We start from the raw sequence: 20,743 nt of genomic DNA, 5'->3' as shown, positions 1-20,743 counted from the left end.
TGCCGACGGCCCGAAAACGTTACGAACCCTCCGATCGCCGGCCCGCCCCCTAGGGTGGTCCGGGTGACCTGGGCCGACGATGTGATCTGGTGGCACGTGTATCCGCTCGGCTTCGCCGGTGCCCCGATCCGCGACACGCCGACGACCGGGCCGCGCCTGCGCCGGTTGATCGACTGGCTCGACGATCCGGTCGACCTGGGCTGCACCGGGCTGCTGCTGGGCCCGGTGTTCGCGTCGCAGACGCACGGCTACGACAGCACCGATCAGTTCCGCGTCGACCCCCGCCTGGGCGGCGACGCCGAGTTCGACGACCTGGTCACGGCCGCCCGCGCGCGGGGGCTGCGGATCGTCCTGGACGGGGTGTTCAGCCACGTCGGCCGCGGCCACCCGCTGGTCGACCGGGCGCTCCGGGAGGGGCCCGACGGCGAGGCGGGCCGGCTGCTGGACATCGAGTGGGACCACCCGGACGGGCCGCGGCCGAGGGTGTTCGAGGGACACGACTCGCTCGTCCGGCTCGATCATGCCGGCGACGCGGCCGCCGGGTACGTCGCCGACGTCATGACCCACTGGCTCGACCGCGGCATCGACGGGTGGCGGCTGGACGCGGCCTACTCGGTACCCGCCGAGTTCTGGTCGCGGGTGCTGCCCCGGGTGCGCGAGAGGTTCCCCCAGGCCTGGATTCTCGGCGAGGTGCTGCACGGCGACTACGGCGCGATCGTGCAGCGGGCCGGCCTGGATTCGGTGACCCAGTACGAGCTGTGGAAGGCGATCTGGTCGGCGATCAAGGACCGCAACTTCTTCGAGCTGGACTGGTCGCTGCAGCGGCACAACGACTTCCTGCGGCAGTTCCGACCGAACACGTTCGTCGGCAACCACGACGTCACCCGGATCGCCAGCCAGGTCGGGCCCGAGCGGGTACCGGTCGCTCTGGCCGTGCTGCTGACCGTCGGCGGCATCCCGTCGATCTACTACGGGGACGAGCGCGGCCTGACCGGCGTCAAGGAGGAGCGCCTGGGCGGGGACGACGCCGTCCGGCCCGCGTATCCGGCCTCCCCCGCCGACCTGCCCCGCCCCGACATCTGGCGGGTGCACGCGGAGCTCATCGCGCTGCGGCGGGCCCGTCCGTGGCTGGGCGGGGCGACGACCGAGCCGCTCGAACTGACCAACACCCGCTACGTCTACCGGGTCTCCGACGGAGAGCGGCACCTGGACGTCGAGCTGGAGCTCGACGGCCCCCGCGCGGTCGTCCGCGATCCGGACGGTGGCGAACTCTGGCGTCACGGCTGAGCCGGGCCGTAGGGACGGACCAGGCCGTCAGGACGGACCAGGCCGTCAGGACGGGGCCGGGACGGGGTCCGGCCGGTCCGCCCCGTCGGTGCCCGCGCCGACGCGGATCACCAGCACCACGTCGGCCGGCGCGCCGTCGAGCGCCTGGTAGGCGTGCCGCCGGTCGCTGACCCAGCTGGTCGATTCCCCGGGGCCCAGCGCCCGCTCCCCGCCCACCGGACCGGCCATGACGCGACCGCCCACCACCAGCAGGTGCTCGACGACGGCGGGCCCGTGCGCGTCCGACTCGTGGCGGCACCCGGCGTCCAGCCGGATCGTGTAGACCTCCACGGTCACGCCGTCCACGTCCGCCACGTCCAGCAGCCGGGTCGCGATGCCCGGGCCGCCGACCTCGGCCCCGACCTGCTCGGCCAGCAGCCAGGACATCGGCCGGCCGAGCGAGTTGGACAGTGCGTACAGCGTGCTCAGGGTGGGGTTGCGGGTGCCGTTCTCGATCTCGGACAGGGAGCCCTTGCCGATCCCGGCCAGTTCCGCGAGATGGCCGAGCGACCAGCCGCGCTCGGCCCGGGCCGCGCGCAACCGCTCCCCGATCAGCTGGGGCAGGTCGGCGCCCTCCACGGCCACCTCCCCGCGACGGTCGAACCGGACGGGACGGGTCCGGCCGGCTCAGCCTACCCAGAGTTCTGCAAACAGAACGATCGATGCTAGCGTTCTGTTTATGGAACAGGGATGGGCGCAACCGGTGGGCGTCGGTCTGGTGACCGCCCTGGTCGGGTTCACCAGCTCGTTCGCCGTCGTGCTGGCCGGCCTGCAGGCGGTCGGCGCCACCACGGCGCAGGCGGCGTCGGGGCTGGCCACGCTGTGCGTGCTGCAGGGGGCCGGCACGCTCTGGCTGAGCCTGCGGCACCGGCGCCCGCTCACGCTGGCCTGGTCGACCCCCGGGGCCGCCCTGCTGGTGAGCGCGGCCGGCCTGCAGCTGGGCTGGTCGGCGGCCGTCGGCGCGTTCGTGGTCTGCGGCCTGCTGCTGGCCGTCACCGGGCTGTGGCCGTGGCTGGGGCGGACCGTCGCCGCCATCCCGGCGCCGCTGGCCCAGGCGATGCTCGCCGGTGTGCTGCTGACCCTGTGCATCCAGCCGGTCGTGGCGCTGAGCCGCACGCCGGTGCTGGTCGCCCCGGTGATCCTGCTCTGGCTGGTGCTGCAGCGCTACGCGCCGCGCTGGTCCGCGCCGGCCGCCTTCGCCCTGGCGCTGGCCCTGATCGTGGGGGTGGCCGTGGTCGACGGGTCCGGGGTCTCGCTGCAGGCGCCCACCCTGTCCTTCACCGCGCCCGGCTTCAGCTGGCCGGCGGTGGTCGGGCTGGCGCTGCCGCTGTACGTCGTGACGATGGCCGCGCAGAACGTGCCCGGGGTCGCCGTGCTGGCCGCGGCCGGCTACCGGGTGCCGTGGCGGCAGACCCTGCTGCTGACCGGGGCGGGCACCGTTGCCGGGGCCGGGGCCGGGGCGCACGCGGTCAACCTCGCCGCCATCACGGCCGCCCTGCCGGCCTCCGCGGAGGCCCATCCCGACCCGGAGCGGCGCTGGATCGCGGCCGCCACGGCCGGCGTCGCCTACCTCGCGCTGGCCCCGGCCGCGGCGACGCTGGCCGGCCTGATGGCGCAGGCTCCGCCGGGCGTCATCGAGTCGGTGGCCGGGCTGGCGCTGGTCGGCACCCTCGCGGCCAGCCTGGCCGCGGCCACCGCGGACCCGGCCGAACGGTTGCCGGCCGTCGCGGCGTTCCTGGTCGCAGCGGGCGGCGTGAGCATGCTGGGGATCGGGGCCGCGTTCTGGGCACTGCTCGCCGGGCTCGCGCTGCGTCTGGTCCTGCGGCCGCGTGCCCGGCAGAGCAGTCCCGTCTGAGGTGCGCCGGGGACCGGCCCGGGCGGCCCTACAGTGCTGCCCATGGCGATCGACGGCTACCTGGCGAGCCTGTTCTCCCTCGACGGCCGGACCGCCCTGGTCACCGGCGGCAGCTCGGGGATCGGCCGGGGCATCGCGGCCGCGCTGGCCGGTGCGGGGGCCCGGGTCGTCCTGCTGGCCCGGACCGCGGCGACCCTCGACGACGCCGCCCGGGAGCTGACCGCGGCGGGCGGTGCGGTCGCCTGGGTGACCGGCGACCTGAGCAGCCGGGCCGGCGTGCGGGCCGCGGCGCAGGCGGCGACCGCGCCGGTCGGCGAGCCCGACGTGGTGGTCAACTCGGCCGGGATCAACCTCCGGCCGCCGCTCGCCGCGGTGGACGACGCGACCTGGGACACCACCATGGCGGTCAACCTGACCGCTCCCTTCCTGCTCGGCCAGCGTTTCGGGCCGGGCATGGCCGAGCGGGGCTACGGCCGCTTCATCCACATCAGCGCGCAGCAGGCGCACCGGGCGTTCGTCGACAGCGGCGCCTACGGGGTGTCCAAGGGCGGTCTGGAATCGCTCGCCCGCTCGCAGGCCGAGGCGTGGTCGTCGGCCGGGGTCACCAGCAACGTGCTCGTCCCCGGCTTCGTCCTGACGCCGCTGAACCGGCGGCTGGCCACCGATGCCGAACGGGTGCGGGCGCTGGCCGCGCGGACGATGGTCGGCCGCAACGGCGTGCCGGACGACTTCGCCGGCGCCGCGGTGTTCCTGGCCGGCCGGGCGCCGGCTACGTGACCGGGCAGTCCGTCTTCGTCGACGGCGGGTTCTCGGTGCACTGATCCACCGGCCGGGGCCGAGCCGGGCCCGGCCCGACCGCACCGGGCCCGAGCCCCGCCCCGCCCGAAGTGGACGATGCCCGCCGCGAGCCGGCGGGCGATGCTGACGGCCGGCCCACGCTCGAGAGGACTCGCCATGTGCCTGTTCGTCATCCTGCTGTTCTTCGGCCCCCGGGCGGCGATCGCCCTGTGGTGGCTGGTCGACCCGTTGCGCTGGGACGTGACGTTCTCCAGCTTCTGGCTGCCGTTCCTGGGCTTCCTGCTGCTGCCCTGGACCACCCTGATGTACGTGCTGGTCGCGCCGGGCGGGGTGACCGGATTCGACTGGGTATGGCTCGGGCTCGCGTTCGTCATCGACCTGGCCGGCTACAGCTCGGGCGGGGCGTACGGGCGGCGCCGGCGCACCGCCGCGGCCTGATCCGGAACCCGGCCGCGGTCCCGGCCCCGGCCCCGGCCCCGGGGCCGGGGGCGCGGGCGCGGGACGGGCGCTGTCGGAGCCGCGGGCCATGATGGGGCGATGAGCGGTTCCACTGCAGTAATCCCCGCCGCGGATGTCCTCGCGCGCGTCATCGCCACCGTCGCCGGGCCGCAGGCGCGGCCCCGGGCGGACCAGACGCACGCCGTCGAGGAGCTCGTCGAGCGTCGCCGCCGGGTGCTGGTCGTCCAGGCCACCGGGTGGGGCAAGTCGGCGGTGTACTGGGGCGCGACGGCCGCGCTCCGGGAACGGGGGTCCGGGCCGACGCTGGTGGTGTCCCCGCTGCTGGCCCTGATGCGCGATCAGATCGCCGCCGCCGAACGGGCCGGGCTGCGGGCCGCGACGATCAACTCGACCAACATCGACGACTGGGCGGCCGTGCTGGACGACCTGCGGGCCGACCGGCTGGATCTGCTGCTGGTCTCCCCCGAACGCCTGGCCAACCCCCGGTTCGCCGCGGAGCTGCCGGACCTGCTGGCCCGCTGCGGCCTGCTGGTGATCGACGAGGCGCACTGCGTCTCCGACTGGGGTTTCGACTTCCGGCCCGATTACCAGCGGTTGACCCGCATCCTGCTCCGCCTGTCGCCGGACACCCCGGTGCTGGCGACGACGGCCACCGCCAACGAGCGGGTCACCGCCGACGTCGCCGCCCAGCTCGGCGAGGACACGGTGACGCTGCGCGGCTCGCTGGCCCGGGCCTCGCTGCGCCTGTCGGTGGTGCCCGGCCTGAGCACCCTGGAGGGGTACGCCTGGGTGGCCGACGCCCTGGCCACCATGCCCGGATCCGGCATCGTCTACGTGCTCACCGTCGCCGAGACCGAACGGCTCTCGGCGTTCCTGCGGGAACGCGGGCACGACGTGGCCGCCTACTCCGGGCAGACCGAGAACCGGGCCGAGCTGGAGGACCGGTTGCGCGACAACCGGATCAAGGCGCTGGTCGCCACCTCGGCGCTCGGCATGGGGTACGACAAGCCCGACCTGGCGTTCTGCCTGCACCTCGGGTCGCCCTCGTCGCCGGTGGCCTACTACCAGCAGGTCGGCCGGGCCGGGCGGGCCCTGGACGACGCCTCGGCGGTGCTGGTGCCGGGCGCGGCCGACGAGCGGATCTGGGAGTACTTCGCCACGGCCGGCATCCCCACCGACGACCTGGTCCGCAAGGTACTCGGGGCACTCGAGGGCGGCGGCGGGGCGGCGCAGAGCGTCCCGGCCCTGGAGACCGCGACCGGCATCCGCCGGGGCCGGCTGGAGACGTTGCTCAAGATCCTGGCCGTGGACGACGTCGTCGTCCGGGACGGCTCCGGGTGGCGCGAGGGCGAGCGCCCGTGGGTCTACGACGCGGCGAAATGGTCCGCCCTGCGCCAGGTCCGGTCGGCCGAGGCCGACCTGATGCGGCAGTACGCGCACGGCGCGGGCTGCCTGATGCAGTTCCTGCAGCAGGCCCTGGACGATCCCGATCCGCAACCCTGCGGCCGGTGTTCGGTCTGCACCGGGACGCTGCCACCGCCGGGCGGGACCCCCGATCCGGAGACGGTCGCCGCGGCGCAGCGCTTCTTCCGCGGTCAGGACGTGGTGGTCGAGCCCCGCAAGCTGTGGCCCGGCGGGTTGCCCGACCGCAAGGGCCGGATTGCCGGGCTCGCGCCCGGGCGAGCCCTGGCCTTCGCCGACGACCCGGCCTGGTCGGAGGTGCTGGCCACGCTCTGGCGCGCGGACGGGCCCGCACCGGCCGAGGTGCTGGACGGCATGGTCGAGGCGCTGCGCCGGTGGTCGCGGTCGTGGCAGCGACCGACCGCCGTGGTCGCCAAGCCGTCCCCCCCGTTCCCCGAGCTGGTCGGGTCGATCGCCGCGCATGTCGCCCCGATCGGCCGGCTGCCGCTGGTCGACGCCCTTGCGGTGAGCGGGCCCCCGCCGTCGGCAGAGGTCTCGTCGGGGGTCCGGGTTCGTGAGCTGCTGGCGCGGACCGCAGTGCGGCCCGAGGTCACGCTGGACGGTCCGGTCCTGCTGGTCGACGACGTCATCCGGACCCGCTGGACGGTGACCGTGGCCTCCGCGCTGCTGGTGCAGGCCGGGGCGTCGGCGGTGCTGCCGCTGGCGGTGCACCAGCTGCCCTGACCCGGGCGGGAGCGCCGGCGGGAGTGCGCCGGCGCAGCCCCGCGCGCTTGAGGGTCGACGACCCGCACGCCATGGCCGATCACCTGCGCCCGGGCGCCGGGATCGATCCAGGTGTCCCGCTCACGCCGCCGGCGGGGTGACGAGGGCCCGCGCCGGGCCCGAACCCCACCCGTCCCGACCGGGCCCGCCGGACCGGTGGGGCCGGACGGGGCCGGCCGACGGGACGGGCACTCACGAGGTGGGCACGACCTCCTGGACGCCCGAGACCATCAGGCCGGTGGCGCCGCGGGCGATGGCCTTGTCGGCCTGCGCCCGGGTGGCCACGACGTGGGCGATGACCCGCTTGCCGGTGGCCAGCATCTGCGCATAGACCTGCGGCGGGGCGTTGAAGTTGATCCCGAGCAGGTCGAAACGGGCCTGGCTGGAGGGGAACCGGTCCATCTCGTCGGCGTAGTAGTACCCCCAGGTCAGGTAACCGCGGCGGTGCGCCTGGGTCGGCGTCTCCGTGGTCTTCCAGTAGGACTTGATGATCGTCCGGCCGGCCCCGCCGTACCGGTCCAGCAGGTCGAGCAGCTCGCCGACGTGGTCGTCGTCCTTGTCGTCGACGAACAGCACGCGGGTGGCGGGCAGCTGCTGGAGCAGGTCGGTCTCCAGACGGCTCATCGGCTGGCCGCCCTGCAACGATCGCAGCGAGGACAGCTGGTCCCAGGTGGACGTCGCGATGGTCAGATCGGTCCCGTACACCGACCCGGTGGTGGGGTCCTCGGATCCGACCCACACCCCGTCGGCCGTCCGGCGGGCCGAGAACTCAAGGGCCAACGCCGGATTCCAGTCGCGCGCCATCCGGTAGGCCTGGGGCGAGCTGGGCGGCCAGTCGGCCGATCCGCCGTGGTGGGCGATCTCGACGACCGGGGCGGCCAGCCACTGCCGCACCGGCGACGAGGCGGCCGGCCCGTCCGCTCCGCCGGTCGAGTCTCCGGTCCCGGACGTGTCCGCGCCCGACGGCGCCGGTGCGGCGGTCACCGATTCCGCCGGCGCGGTCGCGTCGGTCGTGACCAGGCCCGTCGACGCGACGCTCGTCGGCGCGGAGGCCACCCCCGAGCCGGGCGCGGGGTCCGGGTCCACCGGTCCCGACCCGCAGGCGGCCACCCCGGCGAGCACGGCGGCGGCCAGCACGGCGCCCGACCGGAGGCGACGGGTTCGCGCGATCCGGTCGGTCGGCCCACGGGAGACCGGAGACGAGGTGAACGGCACGTCGGCATTGTCCCCGGCCGGCATGGCCGCGGGCTCCGGGCGGGGTGGGACGGGGCTGCGAATCACCCGACCCCCGCGCACCGCGATCGAGTGCGTGACGCGCGCCGGCGCCGGTCAGGGCCGGCGATCCGATCCGTCGCCCGTCCGCCGCCTCCGGCGGCGGGCCACCAGCGTGGCGACCACGGAAACGGCGACGATCACCGCCGCGGGCAGAACCATCCGCCACGACCAGCCCTCGGGCCCGATGAGCGCGTCGGTGACCGCGGCGAGCGCTGCCGCTCCCAGCCCCAGCAGAACGGCGCGGAGCAGCGCGGGCCGGCTCTCCACGATCCACCGCATTCGTCCCCCCGGTTCGCACTCGGCCTGCGGTGCTGGTTCCCCACCGGTCCGCCGGTGACGCACCGGTCCACCGGCCGACTCCGGACGCCTGGCCGATGCCGGCCTTTCCCCACCGCGTCGAGCCGGCCGGTCCGTCGACGACCGCCGGCGCGAAACCGGCCGGCGGACCCGCCGTAACACTCACCAGGCCTGGCGCCCCATCCGGGCCAGCAGCACCACCTGCCGCGAGGCCCCCGCGGGCGGCTCGACCCCCGGCTTGCAGATGCCGTCCATGTACATCGCCTCACCCCAGGACTCGATGCTCTCCGCGGTCCGATCCAGCTCCGCCTCGGACAGCCGGGTGTCCCCGCCCACGGCGGCGGCGATGTCCCAGCGGTGGATCACCATGTCGGGCACGTAGAACTGGGCCAGTGTCCGGCCGACGGTCGTGGGGCCGAACCAGCCGTCGTAGCCGGTGTCGGGAATCTCCGGCCGGGCCAGCAGCTCGCCGACGGCGGACGCGTGGGCGCGCCAGGCGGCGGCCGGGTCGGCATCGACGTCGGGCGCGGCCCCCGGATCGAACCCGCGACCGGTGAGGAAGTCCCGTTGGGTGTCGATCAGATGCCGCACCACGTCCCGGGCGGCCCAGCCCTCGCACGGGCTCGGCCGGCTCCAGGCGTCCGCGGGTACGGCGTCGAGCACGGCGGTGAGCGGGACGGACGCCTCCGCGTACCGTGCGGAGGTCTCGGTGCGAGGGCGGGGGTTCATGACGTCGACGGTAGGTGGGCCGGCCGGTGATCGATTGATCAAACCCGACCGGATCGAACGGGCCCACCTGCGCGACCCGCGGGATCTCTCGCACACGATGCACCGCTACCCCGCCCCGGCCGAGCTGGCCGGCCTGGCGCAGCGTTTCTGGATCCCGGTGTGGTCGGTCGAACCTGGCCGGGAGGCGACCCAGCGCGTCCTGCAGTACCCCTGCGGCCTGGTCGTGGTGAGCGGCGAGTACGCCCGGTTCTACGGCGTGGTCGCGGGTCTGTCGTCGACCAGGTTGACCGGTGACGGCTGGGCCGTCGGCGTCATGCTCGAACCGGCCGGCGGGTTCCTGGTGGCCGGCCGGTCGATGGCCGACGTCCGGGACCGGCACGTCGATCTGGCCGAGGTGCTGGCGGACGCCGGGCCGGTGGTCGCGAGCGTGCGGGAGGCGATGCGCCGCCCGCTGCTGCCGGCCGCGCACACCCGCGCGATGGCCGCGCTGACGACCGCACTGCGCCCGTTCGCCCCGGTCGACGACGAGGGTGTGCTGATCAACGAGGTGGTGGCGTTCGTCGAGAACGACCCGCAGGTGGTGCGGGTGGCCCAGGTGTGCGAGCGGTTCGACCTGTCCGAGCGGTCGCTGCAGCGGCTCACCCGGCGCCGGGTCGGGCTCTCCCCCAAGTGGCTGATCCAGCGACGCCGGCTGCAGGAGGCGTCCGTCCGGCTGCGCGACCGGCCCGGCTCGCTGGCCGACGTCGCCGCCGACCTCGGGTACGCCGACCAGCCGCACTTCACCCGCGACTTCCGCGCGGTCACCGGGATGACGCCCGGCGAGTTCGCCGTCCGGTTCGCCCCGCCGGAGGAGGGACCGGGCGCGTAGGGACGGCGCGCGACCGGCCGTCGGGCGTCGCGGTCCGCCGCGCGCCGAGCGGCGCGGGCCCAAGGGTGGGCAATCGTCCGCCGGGGCGACGGCGTCGCCCGCCCTGCAGCCGGACCGGCCGCACCGGAGCTACCCGACGGGCCCGGCCACCCGTTCGATGCCCGCCACGTCGCGGACCGCTCCCCGATCGGCGGAGGTGGCCATCGCCGCGTAGGCCCGCAGCGCCGTGGACACCGGCCGGTCGCGGGTGACCGGCCGGTAGCCCCCGCCCGCCTCGAGGCGGGCCCGCCGCTCCTCGAGCTCGGCCGGGTCGACCTCCAGCGTCAGCGACCGGTTCGGGATGTCGACGGCGATGCGATCCCCGTCCCGGACCAGCGCGATCACACCACCGGCCGCCGCCTCCGGCGAGACGTGCCCGATCGACAGGCCCGAGGTGCCGCCGGAGAACCGCCCGTCGGTGACCAGCGCGCACAGCTTGCCCAGCCCGCGCCCCTTGAGAAACGAGGTGGGATGCAGCATCTCCTGCATCCCCGGGCCGCCCCGCGGTCCCTCGTAACGGATGACCACCACGTCACCGGCCCCCACCCGGCCGCCGAGAATCGCGGCCACCGCCTCCTCCTGCGACTCGCAGACCACCGCGGGACCGCTGAAGACGTGGATGGACGGATCGACGCCGGCGGTCTTGACCACGGCGCCGTCGGCCGCCAGGTTCCCGCGGAGCACGGCCAGCCCGCCGTCGGCGGTGTAGGCGTGGGCGGCGTCGCGGATACAGCCAGTGGCGGCGTCCACATCCAGGTCCGCCCACCGCCGGGACTGCGAGAACGCCCGCGCCGAACGGGTTCCGCCCGGTGCGGCGTGCCAGAGGTCGCGCGCGGCGGCGGACGCCGACCCGCCCCGCACGTCCCATTCGGCCAGCCAGGCGTCCAGGCTGTCCGCGTGCACGGCGTGCACGTTCTTGGCCAGCAGCCCGGCCCGGGCCAGCTCGCCCAGGATGGCCGGGATGCCGCCCGCCCGGTGCACGTCCTCGACGTAGTAGGTGCGGTCGGGAGCGGCGTTCGGGGCGACCTTGACCAGGCAGGGCACCCGGCGGGAGATCGCGTCGATGTCGGCCAGGCCGAAGTCGAGCTCGGCCTCGTGCGCGGCCGCCAGCAGGTGCAGGATCGTGTTGGTCGACCCGCCCATCGCGATGTCGAGGGCCATCGCGTTGCCGAACGCGTCCCGGCCGGCGACGGCCCGCGGCAGCACCCCGGCCTCGTCGCCGTCGTAGAAGCGGTGGGCCAGCCGCACCGCCAGCTCGCCCGACCGCTCGTAGAGTGCGCGTCGCGCGGTGTGCGTGGCCAGCACGGATCCGTTGCCCGGCAGCGCCATCCCGATCGCCTCGACCAGGCAGTTCATCGAATTGGCGGTGAACATGCCCGAGCACGAGCCGCAGGTCGGGCAGGCCGCCTCCTCGATCCGGGCCAGGTCGTCGTCCGACACGCCGTCGTCCGCCGCGTCCGCAATCGCGTCGATCAGGTCCAGGGTGCGCACCCGCCCGTCCACCAGGGTGGCCCGGCCCGCCTCCATCGGGCCGCCCGAGACGAACACGGTCGGGATGTTCAGCCGCAGCGCGGCTATCAGCATCCCGGGGGTGATCTTGTCGCAGTTGGAGATGCAGACCAGGGCGTCGGCCCGGTGCGCGTTGACCATGTACTCGACCGAATCGGCGATCAGGTCGCGGGAGGGCAGCGAGTAGAGCATCCCGGAATGGCCCATCGCGATGCCGTCGTCGACGGCGATCGTGTTGAACTCGCGCGGGATGCCGCCGGCCCGCGCGATCGCTTCGGACACGATGCGGCCGACCGGCTGCAGATGCGTGTGGCCGGGCACGAACTCGGTGAAGCTGTTGGCCACGGCGACGATCGGCTTGCCGAAATCCGCGGGGTCGACGCCGGCGGCGCGCAGCAGCGCGCGGGCGCCGGCCGCGGTGGGGCCGTGGGTCACGGTGCGGGAACGCAGCGGGGTGGGCATGCGGTCAGCGTGCCGGCCCGCCCGAGACGCCGGAAGACGGCGCCAGTACTAGTAGTGGCAGTACTAGTTGGCCGAGCGCGCGAAACCATCGAGCACCGGAGCGGCGTCCTCAAGGCACTGCGGCGACAGCGGAGCCGGAATGCCTTCAGGACGCCCGAGTTGGCCGAGCGTGCCAGGCCACCATCGAGCACCGGAGCGGCGTCCTCAAGGCACAGCGGCAACAGCGGAGCCGGAATGCCTTCAGGACGCCCTACTGTTCCGGTGTGCCCGAGGATGCCGTCGAGACCGGTGCGGAGGTGACGGCCGCGCAGCGACGCGAGCTGGGCGGCTTCCTGCGCGCCCGCCGGCAACGGCTCGACCGGGCCGCGTACGGCCTGCCGCCCGCCGGCCGCGGGCGGACCGTCGGGCTGCGCCGCGAGGAGGTCTCGTTCCTGTCCGGGGTGAGTGTGACCTGGTACACGTGGCTCGAACAGGGCCGGGACATCCACCCTTCGCGCCAGGTGCTTGATGCGGTCGCCCGGTGTCTGCGGCTGTCCGACCCCGAGCACCACTACGTCCTCGGCCTTCTCGGGCTGGCCCCCGGCCGGCCGCGGGCGGCCGGCGAGGCGACGGCACCGGCCCATCTGCAGCGGTTCCTGGACGCCCTGGGCGAGCATCCGGCCTATGCGCTGGCCCCGGACTGGCGGCTGGTCGCCTGGAACGCCGCGTACGAGTTCCTCTACCCGCGGATCGCCGCCACCGATCCGGCCGACCGCAACCTGCTGGCGCTGGTCTTTACCGACCCCGGCGTCCGCACCCTGCTCGACGACTGGCAGGTGACCAGCCGCCGGTTCCTGGCCGAGTTCCGCACCGAGGCCGGCGCCCGGCTCGGCGACCCCGAGGTGCGCGACCTGATCGCCCGCCTGCGGGCGGCCAGCCCCGAGTTCCGGGACGGGTGGGAGCGGCACGACGTGCACGGCTTCGAGTCCCGCGAACGAGTCTTCCACCACCCGACCGCGGGGCGGCTGGTCTACGAGCACCATCAGTTGCGGCCTTCGGACCGGCCCGACCTGCAGGTGGTCGTGTACACCCGGGTCGAGTGAGCCGGCGGGCGGCGACGGCGTGGTCACACCTCGATCGTCAGGCGGCCGATCCGGCCGGCATCGAGGTCGAACCGGTAGCGGAGAACGACCGTGCCGCCGGGGAAGTCTCCGTCCAACCGCACCTGCACGTCCGCGTGGTTGCCGTCGGTGACCTCATGGCCGATGCGGGTGCTGGAGTAGGTGTACTCGGTGGAAGACGAGTGGATCCAAGCGGTGATCGCCTCGATCCCTTGGTAGGTCTTTCCGTCGTCGATGACGGTCGCGTTCGGCGCGAATGCCGCCGCGGCGTCCGCGGGGCGGTGATCGTCGCGCGCGTCGAGGTAGGTGACGACCGGGACGGGCAGGGGCGCCGAGTCGTGGGCGGTGGAGGTGTCGGTCATGCGGCTCTCCATTCGGGTATGGCCCGGTCGGCGGTCCGGCGGCACGCCGATCCGACCTGGCTGCTAGATTAGCAGTTACTCATGACCGGTTCGACCCTCGGACCGATCGGCGGAAGTGGAGGAGGGGTCAGGTGTCTGCCCGCGTCCGGGTCGAAGATCGTGAGTGTCCGTTGTCGACGGCGATGTCGTACGTCGGCGAGTGGTGGACCGTGCTGATCCTCCACGACTGCTTCGACGGCTTCACCCGGTTCGATCAGTTCGAGGCGAACATCGGCCTGTCGTCCAGCATGCTGACCAGCCGGCTCAAGACCCTCGTGGACAACGGCATTCTGACCAGGCGCGCCTACCGGGAGCGCCCGGTACGGCACGAGTACGTGCTCACCGATCTCGGTCGCTCGCTGCGGCCCATTCTGGTGGTGATGGCCGCGTGGCGGAACGAGCAGTTGACCCCGCCCGAGCGGGCCATGGTGCTCGTCGACACCCAGACCGGCCGCGAGGTGCAGCCGGTGACGATCGATCCGGCCACCGGGATATCGGTCGCCGACCCGCGTTTCGCCTTCCGGTCCGGCCCGGCCGCGGGTGAGCAGATGCGAGCGCGCTACGCCGACCCGAGAACCCCACCGGCGCGCCCGAGCGGCGGCTGACAGCCGTCCGGTTCCCGGTGCACCCGCACCGCGCGCGAACGCCCCGGCCCCGATCCACCGCATCTGCTGACGACAAGGACTCCACCGTGCGACATCTCGTCTACTACATCGGCGCCACCCTCGACGGCGTCATCGCCGGGCCGAGCGGCGAGATCGACTTCTTCCCGCTGTCCGACGAGATGGCCGGCTGGATCGCCGAGTCATATCCGGAGACGATCCCGACCCACGCGCGGGCGCACCTGGGCCTCGCCGGCACCCCGAACCGGGTCTTCGACACCGTCGTGATGGGCCGCGGCACCTACGAGCCGGCCCTGGCCATCGGGGTCACCAGCCCCTACGCGCACCTGCGCCAGTACGTCGTCTCCAGCACGCTGGTCGTGGACGATCCCGCCGTCACCGTCGTCCCGGCGGATCCGGTCGCACTGGTCCGCAGACTCAAGGCCGAGGAATCCGAGAGGGACATCTGGCTGTGCGGCGGCGGCGCCCTCGCGGGAGCCCTGATCGACGAGATCGACCGGATCGTCGTCAAGACCTACCCCGTGGTGGCCGGTGCCGGCATTCCCATGCTGGCCGGCGCCTTCGAACCCCACCGCTTCGTCCCGGTGCGGCACCGCTCGTTCGCCGGCGGGGAGCAGGTGACCTGGCTGGACCGGCAGTAGCGCGCCGGCGCTGCTACTCCAGTCCGCGAAGGGCCCGCCAGGTCGCGGCGGTGGTCGACCTCATGCGGTAGTGCCACCGTCCGTTGAGGTCGATGGACTCCATCGGCGGGTTGGAGCGTTCGTAGGTGTTGTACGTCTTGCGGGCCATCGCGCCGCTGACCCCGGCGACCTGCTCGGACGTGATGCCGATGACCGCGAAGTCCGCTCCGGTCAGCAGCTCGTCCGGCCGCTCCTTCGCGACGTAATCCAGCAGTCTTGTCGTCAACGGCGCGGCTGCACCCGCGTAGTCGTGTAGCTCCTCCTCGCTCCACGGGACGTGCGGAAGGGTGGCGGTCCAGCCGGGTTCTTTCGGCTTCTCGCCGCGGTAGGCGGCCCGGACATCGCCGAGTCGCCGCCCGTCAGGAAGGCGCCAGAAGGTCCACCCGTTCGTGACGCCTCCCTTCACGTGATCTCCCGCGCCGGACGGCGACCCGAACTGCTGGCCGTCGATCTCCAACATTCCGCTGCCGAGCACGACTGCTTGGTGAGACTTCCAGTTTCCGGGCCGGGGGGTCAGGATCGTTCCGGGCTCCAGCAATCCGCCCGCAACCAGATCCTTGACCTCGATCCAGGCCTCGTTCTTGTCCCGCGGATCCAGGACCGCCCCGGTGTGCCCGGCCGGCACGGGCCAGATGGCCAGCAACATGTCGACGAGCTGACGAGTACGGGCCTGGATGGTCGATTCCGACCAAGCCGAGTCGCCGGCCTGTTTGAGCAGCCGACTGTTGAGCAGCAACGTGTCGTGATCGCGCAGGGCATCTCGCTTGGTCCGCCAATCTCCGTTGGAGACCTTGGAGTTGAGCGATGCCGTCAGCAGCGTGAGGTTTCCTAAGCGGTGCACATGCGCGGCGCGTTCGATCTCGGCGTCGAGGCCATCGACGGGCCAGTTGTCCTGCCATTTCTGGGGAAGGACGTGCTCGATCGGGTAGCCACGCCGCGGGACCTGCGGCTGGTTCGTGCCGCGCCGGAGCTCGTTCTCGACGGCTTCGAGAAGCGTCCGCAGCCGCGCCGCTTTGAATCGACGATATGCCGCATCGCTCATCAGGGCGGCGCGGATCTCGTCGTCGCCGGGCCAGTAGGTGCTGGAGACGTTCAGGCGCGCCAGCTGACCGGTGATCCGGTCGACCAGCTCGCCGGCCGGAGCGTCGCGATGGGTACGGATGAGATCGGCGACGACGCGGCCCAGGGCGGAGGTGGTCAGGCGAAGGAACATTCGGCGCACGAGCCAGCTCTCGGCGGCGGCGACCACACCGTCGACGACATAGGCGGGCAACGCGCGTTCAGATTCGTGCAGCCAGATGAGCAGCGGTTTGAGTAGTTCGACCTCGTTCGCCTTCATCCGGTAGACCGACATCTCCACCACGGTCAGCGACCGGTCCTTCTCGTCCGCGGCTTCGGTCCACGACTGATACAGGTCGGCCTGGTGTTTGATCACACGCAGCAAGTCGACCATCGGTCGACCACTGTCATGCTCGACGTAGCCCTTGAAGCGGGCGAAGGTCTGCGGCGGACCGATCTCCTCACCCAGACGCGACATCAGCCACTGGTTGAGAAAGAGCGAGCCGCGGCTCACCCGGTACCGACCGACGCTGACCTCCGTTTCCCAGAACCTGGTGTCGAACGGCCACTCGTCGGCGTACGCACGCCGCGTGTCGGCGCCCTCGGCGGCGAGCCGCTGAAAGACGTAGTTCTTGATCAGATCAGCGGCGGTGAGCGGGGTGCCTCTGGCATTGAGCGTCTCGAAGATCTCCTGTGAATTCTCCGAAGCCGCCAGATTGATGGCGACCAGCTGAAGACCACCGGTCAGCACCCCCGCCAGAGCGGTCGCCCGGAGCGCGACGGATTCGTCCCCGTTCTCCTGCAGCCAGGACGTCACGGTCTCGACGAAGAAGGCGTGCGCCCGAACGACCTTCGAACCGGCGTGCGGCAACGCGGCATGGTCGACGGGCGGCTCTGCGTTCATGACTTCGTCAAAGGCGGCCTGATCGCGGTTGGTGTGCCGGATCTTCAGACGCGACTCACCCACCGGTACGAAGGTTTCCTGATTGTGGGTCAGGCTCTCGAGTTGGCCGGCGAGGGCATCAAGACCCGTTGCCTCGAGAACCGAACCGGCGGCATCCATCATCAGCTGCAGCGTGGTCAAGCGTTGCTGACCGTCGATGATGTTGCTGGCCTGAAGATTGCCGAGCTGCCCGTCCGAGGCCTGAACCACCACGGCGCCCAGGAAGTGCGACGCGGTGGGATACGGGTCGCGCAGCCGCAGCTCCGTCAGGCGCCGGACGTCGTTCCACAGCGGCTCCCACTGCTCTTCCTGATCCCACACGTAGGGGCGCTGGAAGAGGGGGACGACCAGGCGCTGCGGAAGGCTGAAGATCTGGAGCGGCGTCCGGACGGTGGTCTCCACCCGGGGTATTCTGCCCGACCACCCGGCTGCATTCCCCTCGCCGGTGGACGAAGGACCCAAGACCGGTGCCGGCCGATCGGTGGTTCGCCCGCGGCGAGCCGGCTCGTTCTGCGCCATCCGGTATGGCGATGACAGGCAGGCCATCGTCCCCCGGGGCGCTGTCGGTCCTCTCCCGAAGGCCGTGCTCAGGAGGTGGGTTGCGGGACCGGCGCGTCCGGGCGTACGCCCTTGCGCAGGATGATCACCAGACCCACGACGGCGAGCAGGACCGCAACGTACTGGAGCGAGGAAAGCAGGCGGGCGGGCGAGTCGGTGGCGCCGTACGCCGAGCCGATCAGCGTGTTGAAGTCCCAGAAGGCGTGAAGCAGCATGGCCCAGACGAGGGCACCGGTGGTGCGGCGCACGACGTAGAACACGGTGCCGCCCAGGAAGGCCATCCCGATCTGGAGGACGGTGGGTCCGACCGCCGCCCCGAACGCAATGTTCAACGCGTGGATCAGCCCGAAGATCAGGCAGCTGACGAACCAGACCCACACCTCGGACATGCTGCCGCGCAGCCCGACCAAACCCAGTCCACGGCAGAGCATCTCCTCGGAGAATCCGACCAGGAGGGTGCCAACGGCGAGGAACAGGACGTACCTGCCATCGACCCGCGCGAAGTCGACCGACAGCAGGCCGCCGAGCGCGGCCAGGGCGTAGATCACGGGGACGAGCAGCAACCATCGCGGGCCGACGCGGGGCACCTCCCGCAGCGCCGGACCCCACCAGCCCAGCACGGATGCGGCGACGGCCAGAAAGATCGCGCCCAGCCCGACGGGCACGATGACACCGGCCAGGATGTTCTCGGCGCTGTCACCGACCGTGAGGTAGTCGACGTCGTTGACGGCCCAGACGGCGCCGACGATCGCCATGTAGATGACCGTGAGCACGATCGTGATGACCCAGTTCGGTTTGATACGCATGGGTGACTCCTGATCCGGAAGTGGGTCCCGCGCGCCGAGGTCCGTCGAGCGGTTGATTTTGACGAGATGCGTTTTCCGGCAAGCTATTGACGGGAGGAAGGCAGGCGCTGGGTGAGCCAGGAGACGAGGTCGGCGCTGCTGCGGGTCTGCAGCCAGACCCGTCCGGGTCCGGTGAAATCGGTGACCAGTCCTTCGCCGCCCAGAATGGTGGACTTCCAGCTACCGGCCTTGCGGACGCTGTACGAGACCGACGCCTCGAAGGCCACGACGTGGCCCGTGTCCAGCGTGATCGCCTCGCCGGGCGCGAGCATCGCGAAGCGGATGGCGCCGTAGCTGGACATCAGCATGTCGCCGCGGCCGCTGCAGCGCAGCAGCACCAGGCCCTCCCCGCTGAAGAACGCCTTCCCGCCACCCCATGTGGCGTCGACGTCCACCGACGGATCGGAGGCGATCCACGAGCCCGACTGCACGAGCACGTCCTGGCTGCCGTCCAGCGCGGCCAGCACCATGTCTCCGGGCAGGGCGGCAGCCACACCGACCAGCCCACCGGTTCCCGAGCTGAAGTCGTTGACGAAGAAGCTCTCTCCGCCCAACGACCGGCGCAGGCCCTTCATGAGCCGCCCCGGGTCGAGGTCGCGATCTGCACGTCACCCCGCGTCATGGCCATCGCGCCGGCCTCGACCCGGACGGCCCCTCCGGCCGGCAGCGTGATCTCGCCGAACGCGAAGGCCGGCCCGGAACTGATGTCCACCTGCATGATCTCGGGATCCTCTCGCTGGGCGGACGGATGCCGGCGGGCGCCGCCGCCCGTCCGGGGCCGCCGTTTCCGCTGCTGCCCGCCGTCGGGTCAGCTCGCCGTGGCCAGGGCGTCCTGCCGGCGGGGCACCCGCCCGCGGATGAAGATCAGCAGGATCAGGCCGGTGACGATCACGATGTTGTTGAACGGCGATGCGATGGTCAGCAGGATGTTCTGAGTCGCGTCCGGCGCCAACTCGTCGAGGCCGCCGGTGGCCAGGATGGTCGTGGGATCGGTGAGCCCGTGCAGCACGAGCGCGACGAGCAGGAATCCGGACACCCGCATCGACAGGTACATCAGAACGCCGAACCCGAACGCGTACAACACCGTGACGGCGACGACGAGCGGTGAGCCTCCGGACAGCAGGTTCAGCGAGTGCATGACGGCGAACACCAGCGACGAGACGGCGGCGACCACCCATTCGGAATTGCCGCTGTCCCGGAGCATCTTGACGGCGATACCCCGGGTCAGGACCTCCTCGGCGAAACCGATCAGCAGGCCGGTGGCGAAGACGACGGCCACCACACCCGATGGATACCTGCCGTAGTCGATGCCGAAGAGCCGCAGCAGGACGGGCAACGCGACCACGACCACCGCGATCCACATCCACCGGGATCCGCTGATCGGTTGCCGGGCGAACAGTTCCCGCCACCACCCGGTGAACGACAGGAAGATGGCCAGGACCAGAGCACCGACGAGGAGGCCGAAGGTGAGCTGGAAGAAGACGGCGCCGGGACTGCTGAGCAGCCGGGCCCGCGTGGCATCGGGCGCGATCGTCCCGGCCAGCCGCCCGGCGCCCAGGTAGATCGCCAGGTACACCACGACCACCAGCATCAGCCGCCAGAATCCGCCGCGGTCGAGAAACCCGCGGACTCCCCGCCTGTCCCGTGATGGCGTCGCCGCGGGCTCCCGTTTCGTGGCCATCGCGCCATGGAACGTTGGACTGAAATGGGAGGTTAGGGTCTTTGGTCCCCCTTTCCCGCCGGCAGCAGCGGAACGGACCCTGATCAGCCCCATTCATCCGACTCGGGTGAGACGCGAGCGGGTCGCCGGACGCCGGCCCCCGGGATGTGGTGGACCGGCCGTCAGGGTCGTTCGTCGGCCGCGCCGATCTCCTGCTCTCCGGCAACGGCTGTCGCGCCGTCGGGGGTCCCGCCCAGGGCGTCGCGGAGCCGATCCCGGCGCCGCTGATAGTTGGCGTCGAATCGTCGATGGGATCGAGCGAGCTTCGCAGCGGCCTGCGAACCTCGATATCTTCGGCGGGCCCACACCGACGTGGGCTTGGCCAACCGGATGGCACCCACCGTTGCGACGATGGGGACGACGATCCCGATCAGTCCGGTCGCCAGCTTGCCCTTGAGGAAACAGACCCCGGCGACAACCAGGTGGAAGACCACGAGCGTCACGTAGAGCCAGTTCGCGATTCCCTCGGTATTTCCCGGGCCGACCGGGGATGCCTGGAGCAGCAGCACCGCGCCCAGCGCGCCGGCGACGAGGATCGCATCGATCGACTTTCGCCCGTCCTCGCCCCAGTAGACGTCGTCGAGGTGGAACCACAGGGCGAACTCATCCAATGCCAGCGCGGCGCCGACCCCGAAGAGCGCCGCCAGCACCTCGGTCCACGGCGACCCGGGATCGAAGCGGAACTCCAGTAAGCCGGAGATCAGGACCAGCAGGATTCCCCACACCTGGTGATGGACGTGAACACCGGCGATGTAGATGTCGGAGAAGCCGCCGCCGTCAGCGGGATTGTCGTCCGGATTGGCCTTCTTGGCCCTGATGCGCCGGGTGATTCCGCGGGTGATCGCGAATGCGACCAGGAACCCCAGCAGGGCCCACACGGCCGCTGCCCGCCCGGTGTCGACCAGAACCCGTTGATACCAGTCCATGAGTGCGGCCCAACTCCCGATGGTGGCGACGAACCGGCCACGAGAAGGGCCGGCCCCGAAACACCGGCCGAGGGGGGCGGGGGGGGG

At 72.3% G+C, this 20,743-nt stretch carries 20 protein-coding genes and 1 pseudogene; 9 read left to right on the top strand and 12 right to left on the bottom strand.

Annotated elements, in window-relative coordinates:
- Positions 1–63 precede the first annotated feature (63 nt).
- A complete protein-coding gene (locus ACOJUF_RS02495; protein WP_420120286.1) occupies positions 64–1,287 on the top strand; it encodes an alpha-amylase family protein in 1,224 nt (407 codons plus the stop codon).
- A 45-nt stretch (positions 1,288–1,332) separates the two neighbouring features.
- Here the strand turns inward: ACOJUF_RS02495 and ACOJUF_RS02490 are convergent, their stop codons facing one another.
- Positions 1,333–1,905 (bottom strand): helix-turn-helix domain-containing protein, encoded by a 573-nt coding sequence (locus ACOJUF_RS02490; RefSeq protein WP_420120285.1) that lies wholly within the window; start codon positions 1,903–1,905, stop codon positions 1,333–1,335.
- A 100-nt stretch (positions 1,906–2,005) separates the two neighbouring features.
- Between ACOJUF_RS02490 and ACOJUF_RS02485 the strand changes: the two genes are divergently transcribed.
- From ACOJUF_RS02485 to ACOJUF_RS02470, 4 genes and pseudogenes are all read left to right on the top strand, one after another.
- Complete coding sequence (locus tag ACOJUF_RS02485) at positions 2,006–3,181, top strand: benzoate/H(+) symporter BenE family transporter (RefSeq protein WP_420120284.1); 1,176 nt, start codon at positions 2,006–2,008, stop codon at positions 3,179–3,181.
- A gap of 42 nt (positions 3,182–3,223) precedes the next feature.
- Positions 3,224–4,002, top strand: a pseudogene (locus tag ACOJUF_RS02480) (SDR family NAD(P)-dependent oxidoreductase).
- A 133-nt stretch (positions 4,003–4,135) separates the two neighbouring features.
- A complete protein-coding gene (locus ACOJUF_RS02475) occupies positions 4,136–4,417 on the top strand; it encodes a hypothetical protein (RefSeq protein ID WP_420120283.1) in 282 nt (93 codons plus the stop codon).
- Positions 4,418–4,516: 99 nt separating this feature from the next.
- A complete protein-coding gene (locus tag ACOJUF_RS02470; RefSeq protein WP_420120282.1) occupies positions 4,517–6,583 on the top strand; it encodes a RecQ family ATP-dependent DNA helicase in 2,067 nt (688 codons plus the stop codon).
- 231 nt (positions 6,584–6,814) lie between these two features.
- Here the strand turns inward: ACOJUF_RS02470 and ACOJUF_RS02465 are convergent, their stop codons facing one another.
- From ACOJUF_RS02465 to ACOJUF_RS02455, 3 genes are all read right to left on the bottom strand, one after another.
- Positions 6,815–7,837 (bottom strand): hypothetical protein, encoded by a 1,023-nt coding sequence (locus tag ACOJUF_RS02465; RefSeq protein WP_420120281.1) that lies wholly within the window; start codon positions 7,835–7,837, stop codon positions 6,815–6,817.
- Between the two features lie 114 nt (positions 7,838–7,951).
- Complete coding sequence (locus tag ACOJUF_RS02460; RefSeq protein ID WP_420120280.1) at positions 7,952–8,176, bottom strand: hypothetical protein; 225 nt, start codon at positions 8,174–8,176, stop codon at positions 7,952–7,954.
- Positions 8,177–8,356: 180 nt separating this feature from the next.
- A complete protein-coding gene (locus tag ACOJUF_RS02455; RefSeq protein WP_420120279.1) occupies positions 8,357–8,923 on the bottom strand; it encodes a TIGR03086 family metal-binding protein in 567 nt (188 codons plus the stop codon).
- Between ACOJUF_RS02455 and ACOJUF_RS02450 the strand changes: the two genes are divergently transcribed.
- On the top strand, positions 8,922–9,791 hold the full coding sequence (locus ACOJUF_RS02450) for a helix-turn-helix domain-containing protein (RefSeq protein ID WP_420120278.1): 870 nt from the start codon (positions 8,922–8,924) through the stop codon (positions 9,789–9,791). The genes ACOJUF_RS02455 and ACOJUF_RS02450 overlap by 2 nt on opposite strands.
- A 129-nt stretch (positions 9,792–9,920) precedes the next feature.
- Here ACOJUF_RS02450 and ilvD read toward each other — a convergent pair whose 3' ends face one another.
- The gene (ilvD, locus tag ACOJUF_RS02445) at positions 9,921–11,801 is read right to left on the bottom strand and encodes a dihydroxy-acid dehydratase (protein WP_420120277.1); all 1,881 of its coding nucleotides are present in this window, start codon (positions 11,799–11,801) and stop codon (positions 9,921–9,923) included.
- 263 nt (positions 11,802–12,064) lie between these two features.
- Between ilvD and ACOJUF_RS02440 the strand changes: the two genes are divergently transcribed.
- Complete coding sequence (locus ACOJUF_RS02440) at positions 12,065–12,883, top strand: helix-turn-helix transcriptional regulator (protein ID WP_420120276.1); 819 nt, start codon at positions 12,065–12,067, stop codon at positions 12,881–12,883.
- A gap of 23 nt (positions 12,884–12,906) precedes the next feature.
- On the opposite strand, the gene ACOJUF_RS02435 is transcribed toward ACOJUF_RS02440, so the two are convergent.
- Positions 12,907–13,263: a nuclear transport factor 2 family protein gene (locus ACOJUF_RS02435; protein WP_420120275.1), complete on the bottom strand. Its 357-nt coding sequence runs from the start codon at positions 13,261–13,263 to the stop codon at positions 12,907–12,909.
- Between the two features lie 131 nt (positions 13,264–13,394).
- On the opposite strand from ACOJUF_RS02435, the gene ACOJUF_RS02430 reads away from it, so the two are divergent.
- Positions 13,395–13,907 carry a winged helix-turn-helix transcriptional regulator gene (locus ACOJUF_RS02430; protein ID WP_420120274.1) on the top strand — a complete coding sequence of 171 codons (513 nt, stop codon included), beginning with the start codon at positions 13,395–13,397 and terminating at the stop codon, positions 13,905–13,907.
- Between the two features lie 86 nt (positions 13,908–13,993).
- Positions 13,994–14,566, top strand: coding sequence for a dihydrofolate reductase family protein (locus ACOJUF_RS02425; protein WP_420120273.1), 573 nt, complete (start codon positions 13,994–13,996; stop codon positions 14,564–14,566).
- Between the two features lie 13 nt (positions 14,567–14,579).
- On the opposite strand, the gene ACOJUF_RS02420 is transcribed toward ACOJUF_RS02425, so the two are convergent.
- The 6 genes from ACOJUF_RS02420 to ACOJUF_RS02395 all read right to left on the bottom strand — a co-directional run bounded on the left by ACOJUF_RS02420 (position 14,580) and on the right by ACOJUF_RS02395 (position 20,656).
- Positions 14,580–17,009: a GmrSD restriction endonuclease domain-containing protein gene (locus ACOJUF_RS02420; RefSeq protein WP_420120272.1), complete on the bottom strand. Its 2,430-nt coding sequence runs from the start codon at positions 17,007–17,009 to the stop codon at positions 14,580–14,582.
- A gap of 185 nt (positions 17,010–17,194) precedes the next feature.
- Positions 17,195–17,971: a CPBP family intramembrane glutamic endopeptidase gene (locus tag ACOJUF_RS02415; protein ID WP_420120271.1), complete on the bottom strand. Its 777-nt coding sequence runs from the start codon at positions 17,969–17,971 to the stop codon at positions 17,195–17,197.
- Between the two features lie 83 nt (positions 17,972–18,054).
- Positions 18,055–18,585 carry a TIGR00266 family protein gene (locus tag ACOJUF_RS02410; RefSeq protein WP_420120270.1) on the bottom strand — a complete coding sequence of 177 codons (531 nt, stop codon included), beginning with the start codon at positions 18,583–18,585 and terminating at the stop codon, positions 18,055–18,057.
- A complete protein-coding gene (locus ACOJUF_RS02405) occupies positions 18,582–18,728 on the bottom strand; it encodes a hypothetical protein (RefSeq protein WP_420120269.1) in 147 nt (48 codons plus the stop codon). The genes ACOJUF_RS02410 and ACOJUF_RS02405 overlap by 4 nt, the downstream gene beginning before the upstream one ends.
- 90 nt (positions 18,729–18,818) lie before the next feature.
- The gene (locus tag ACOJUF_RS02400) at positions 18,819–19,601 is read right to left on the bottom strand and encodes a CPBP family intramembrane glutamic endopeptidase (protein WP_420120268.1); all 783 of its coding nucleotides are present in this window, start codon (positions 19,599–19,601) and stop codon (positions 18,819–18,821) included.
- A gap of 251 nt (positions 19,602–19,852) precedes the next feature.
- On the bottom strand, positions 19,853–20,656 hold the full coding sequence (locus tag ACOJUF_RS02395; RefSeq protein ID WP_420120267.1) for a hypothetical protein: 804 nt from the start codon (positions 20,654–20,656) through the stop codon (positions 19,853–19,855).
- Positions 20,657–20,743: the final 87 nt, after the last annotated feature.

The organism is Nakamurella sp., assembly GCF_048594475.1.
GTDB lineage: Bacteria > Actinomycetota > Actinomycetes > Mycobacteriales > Nakamurellaceae > Nakamurella.
The sequence above is the reverse complement of the archived record's forward strand: the minus strand, read 5'-3'. Positions and strand labels throughout refer to the sequence as shown.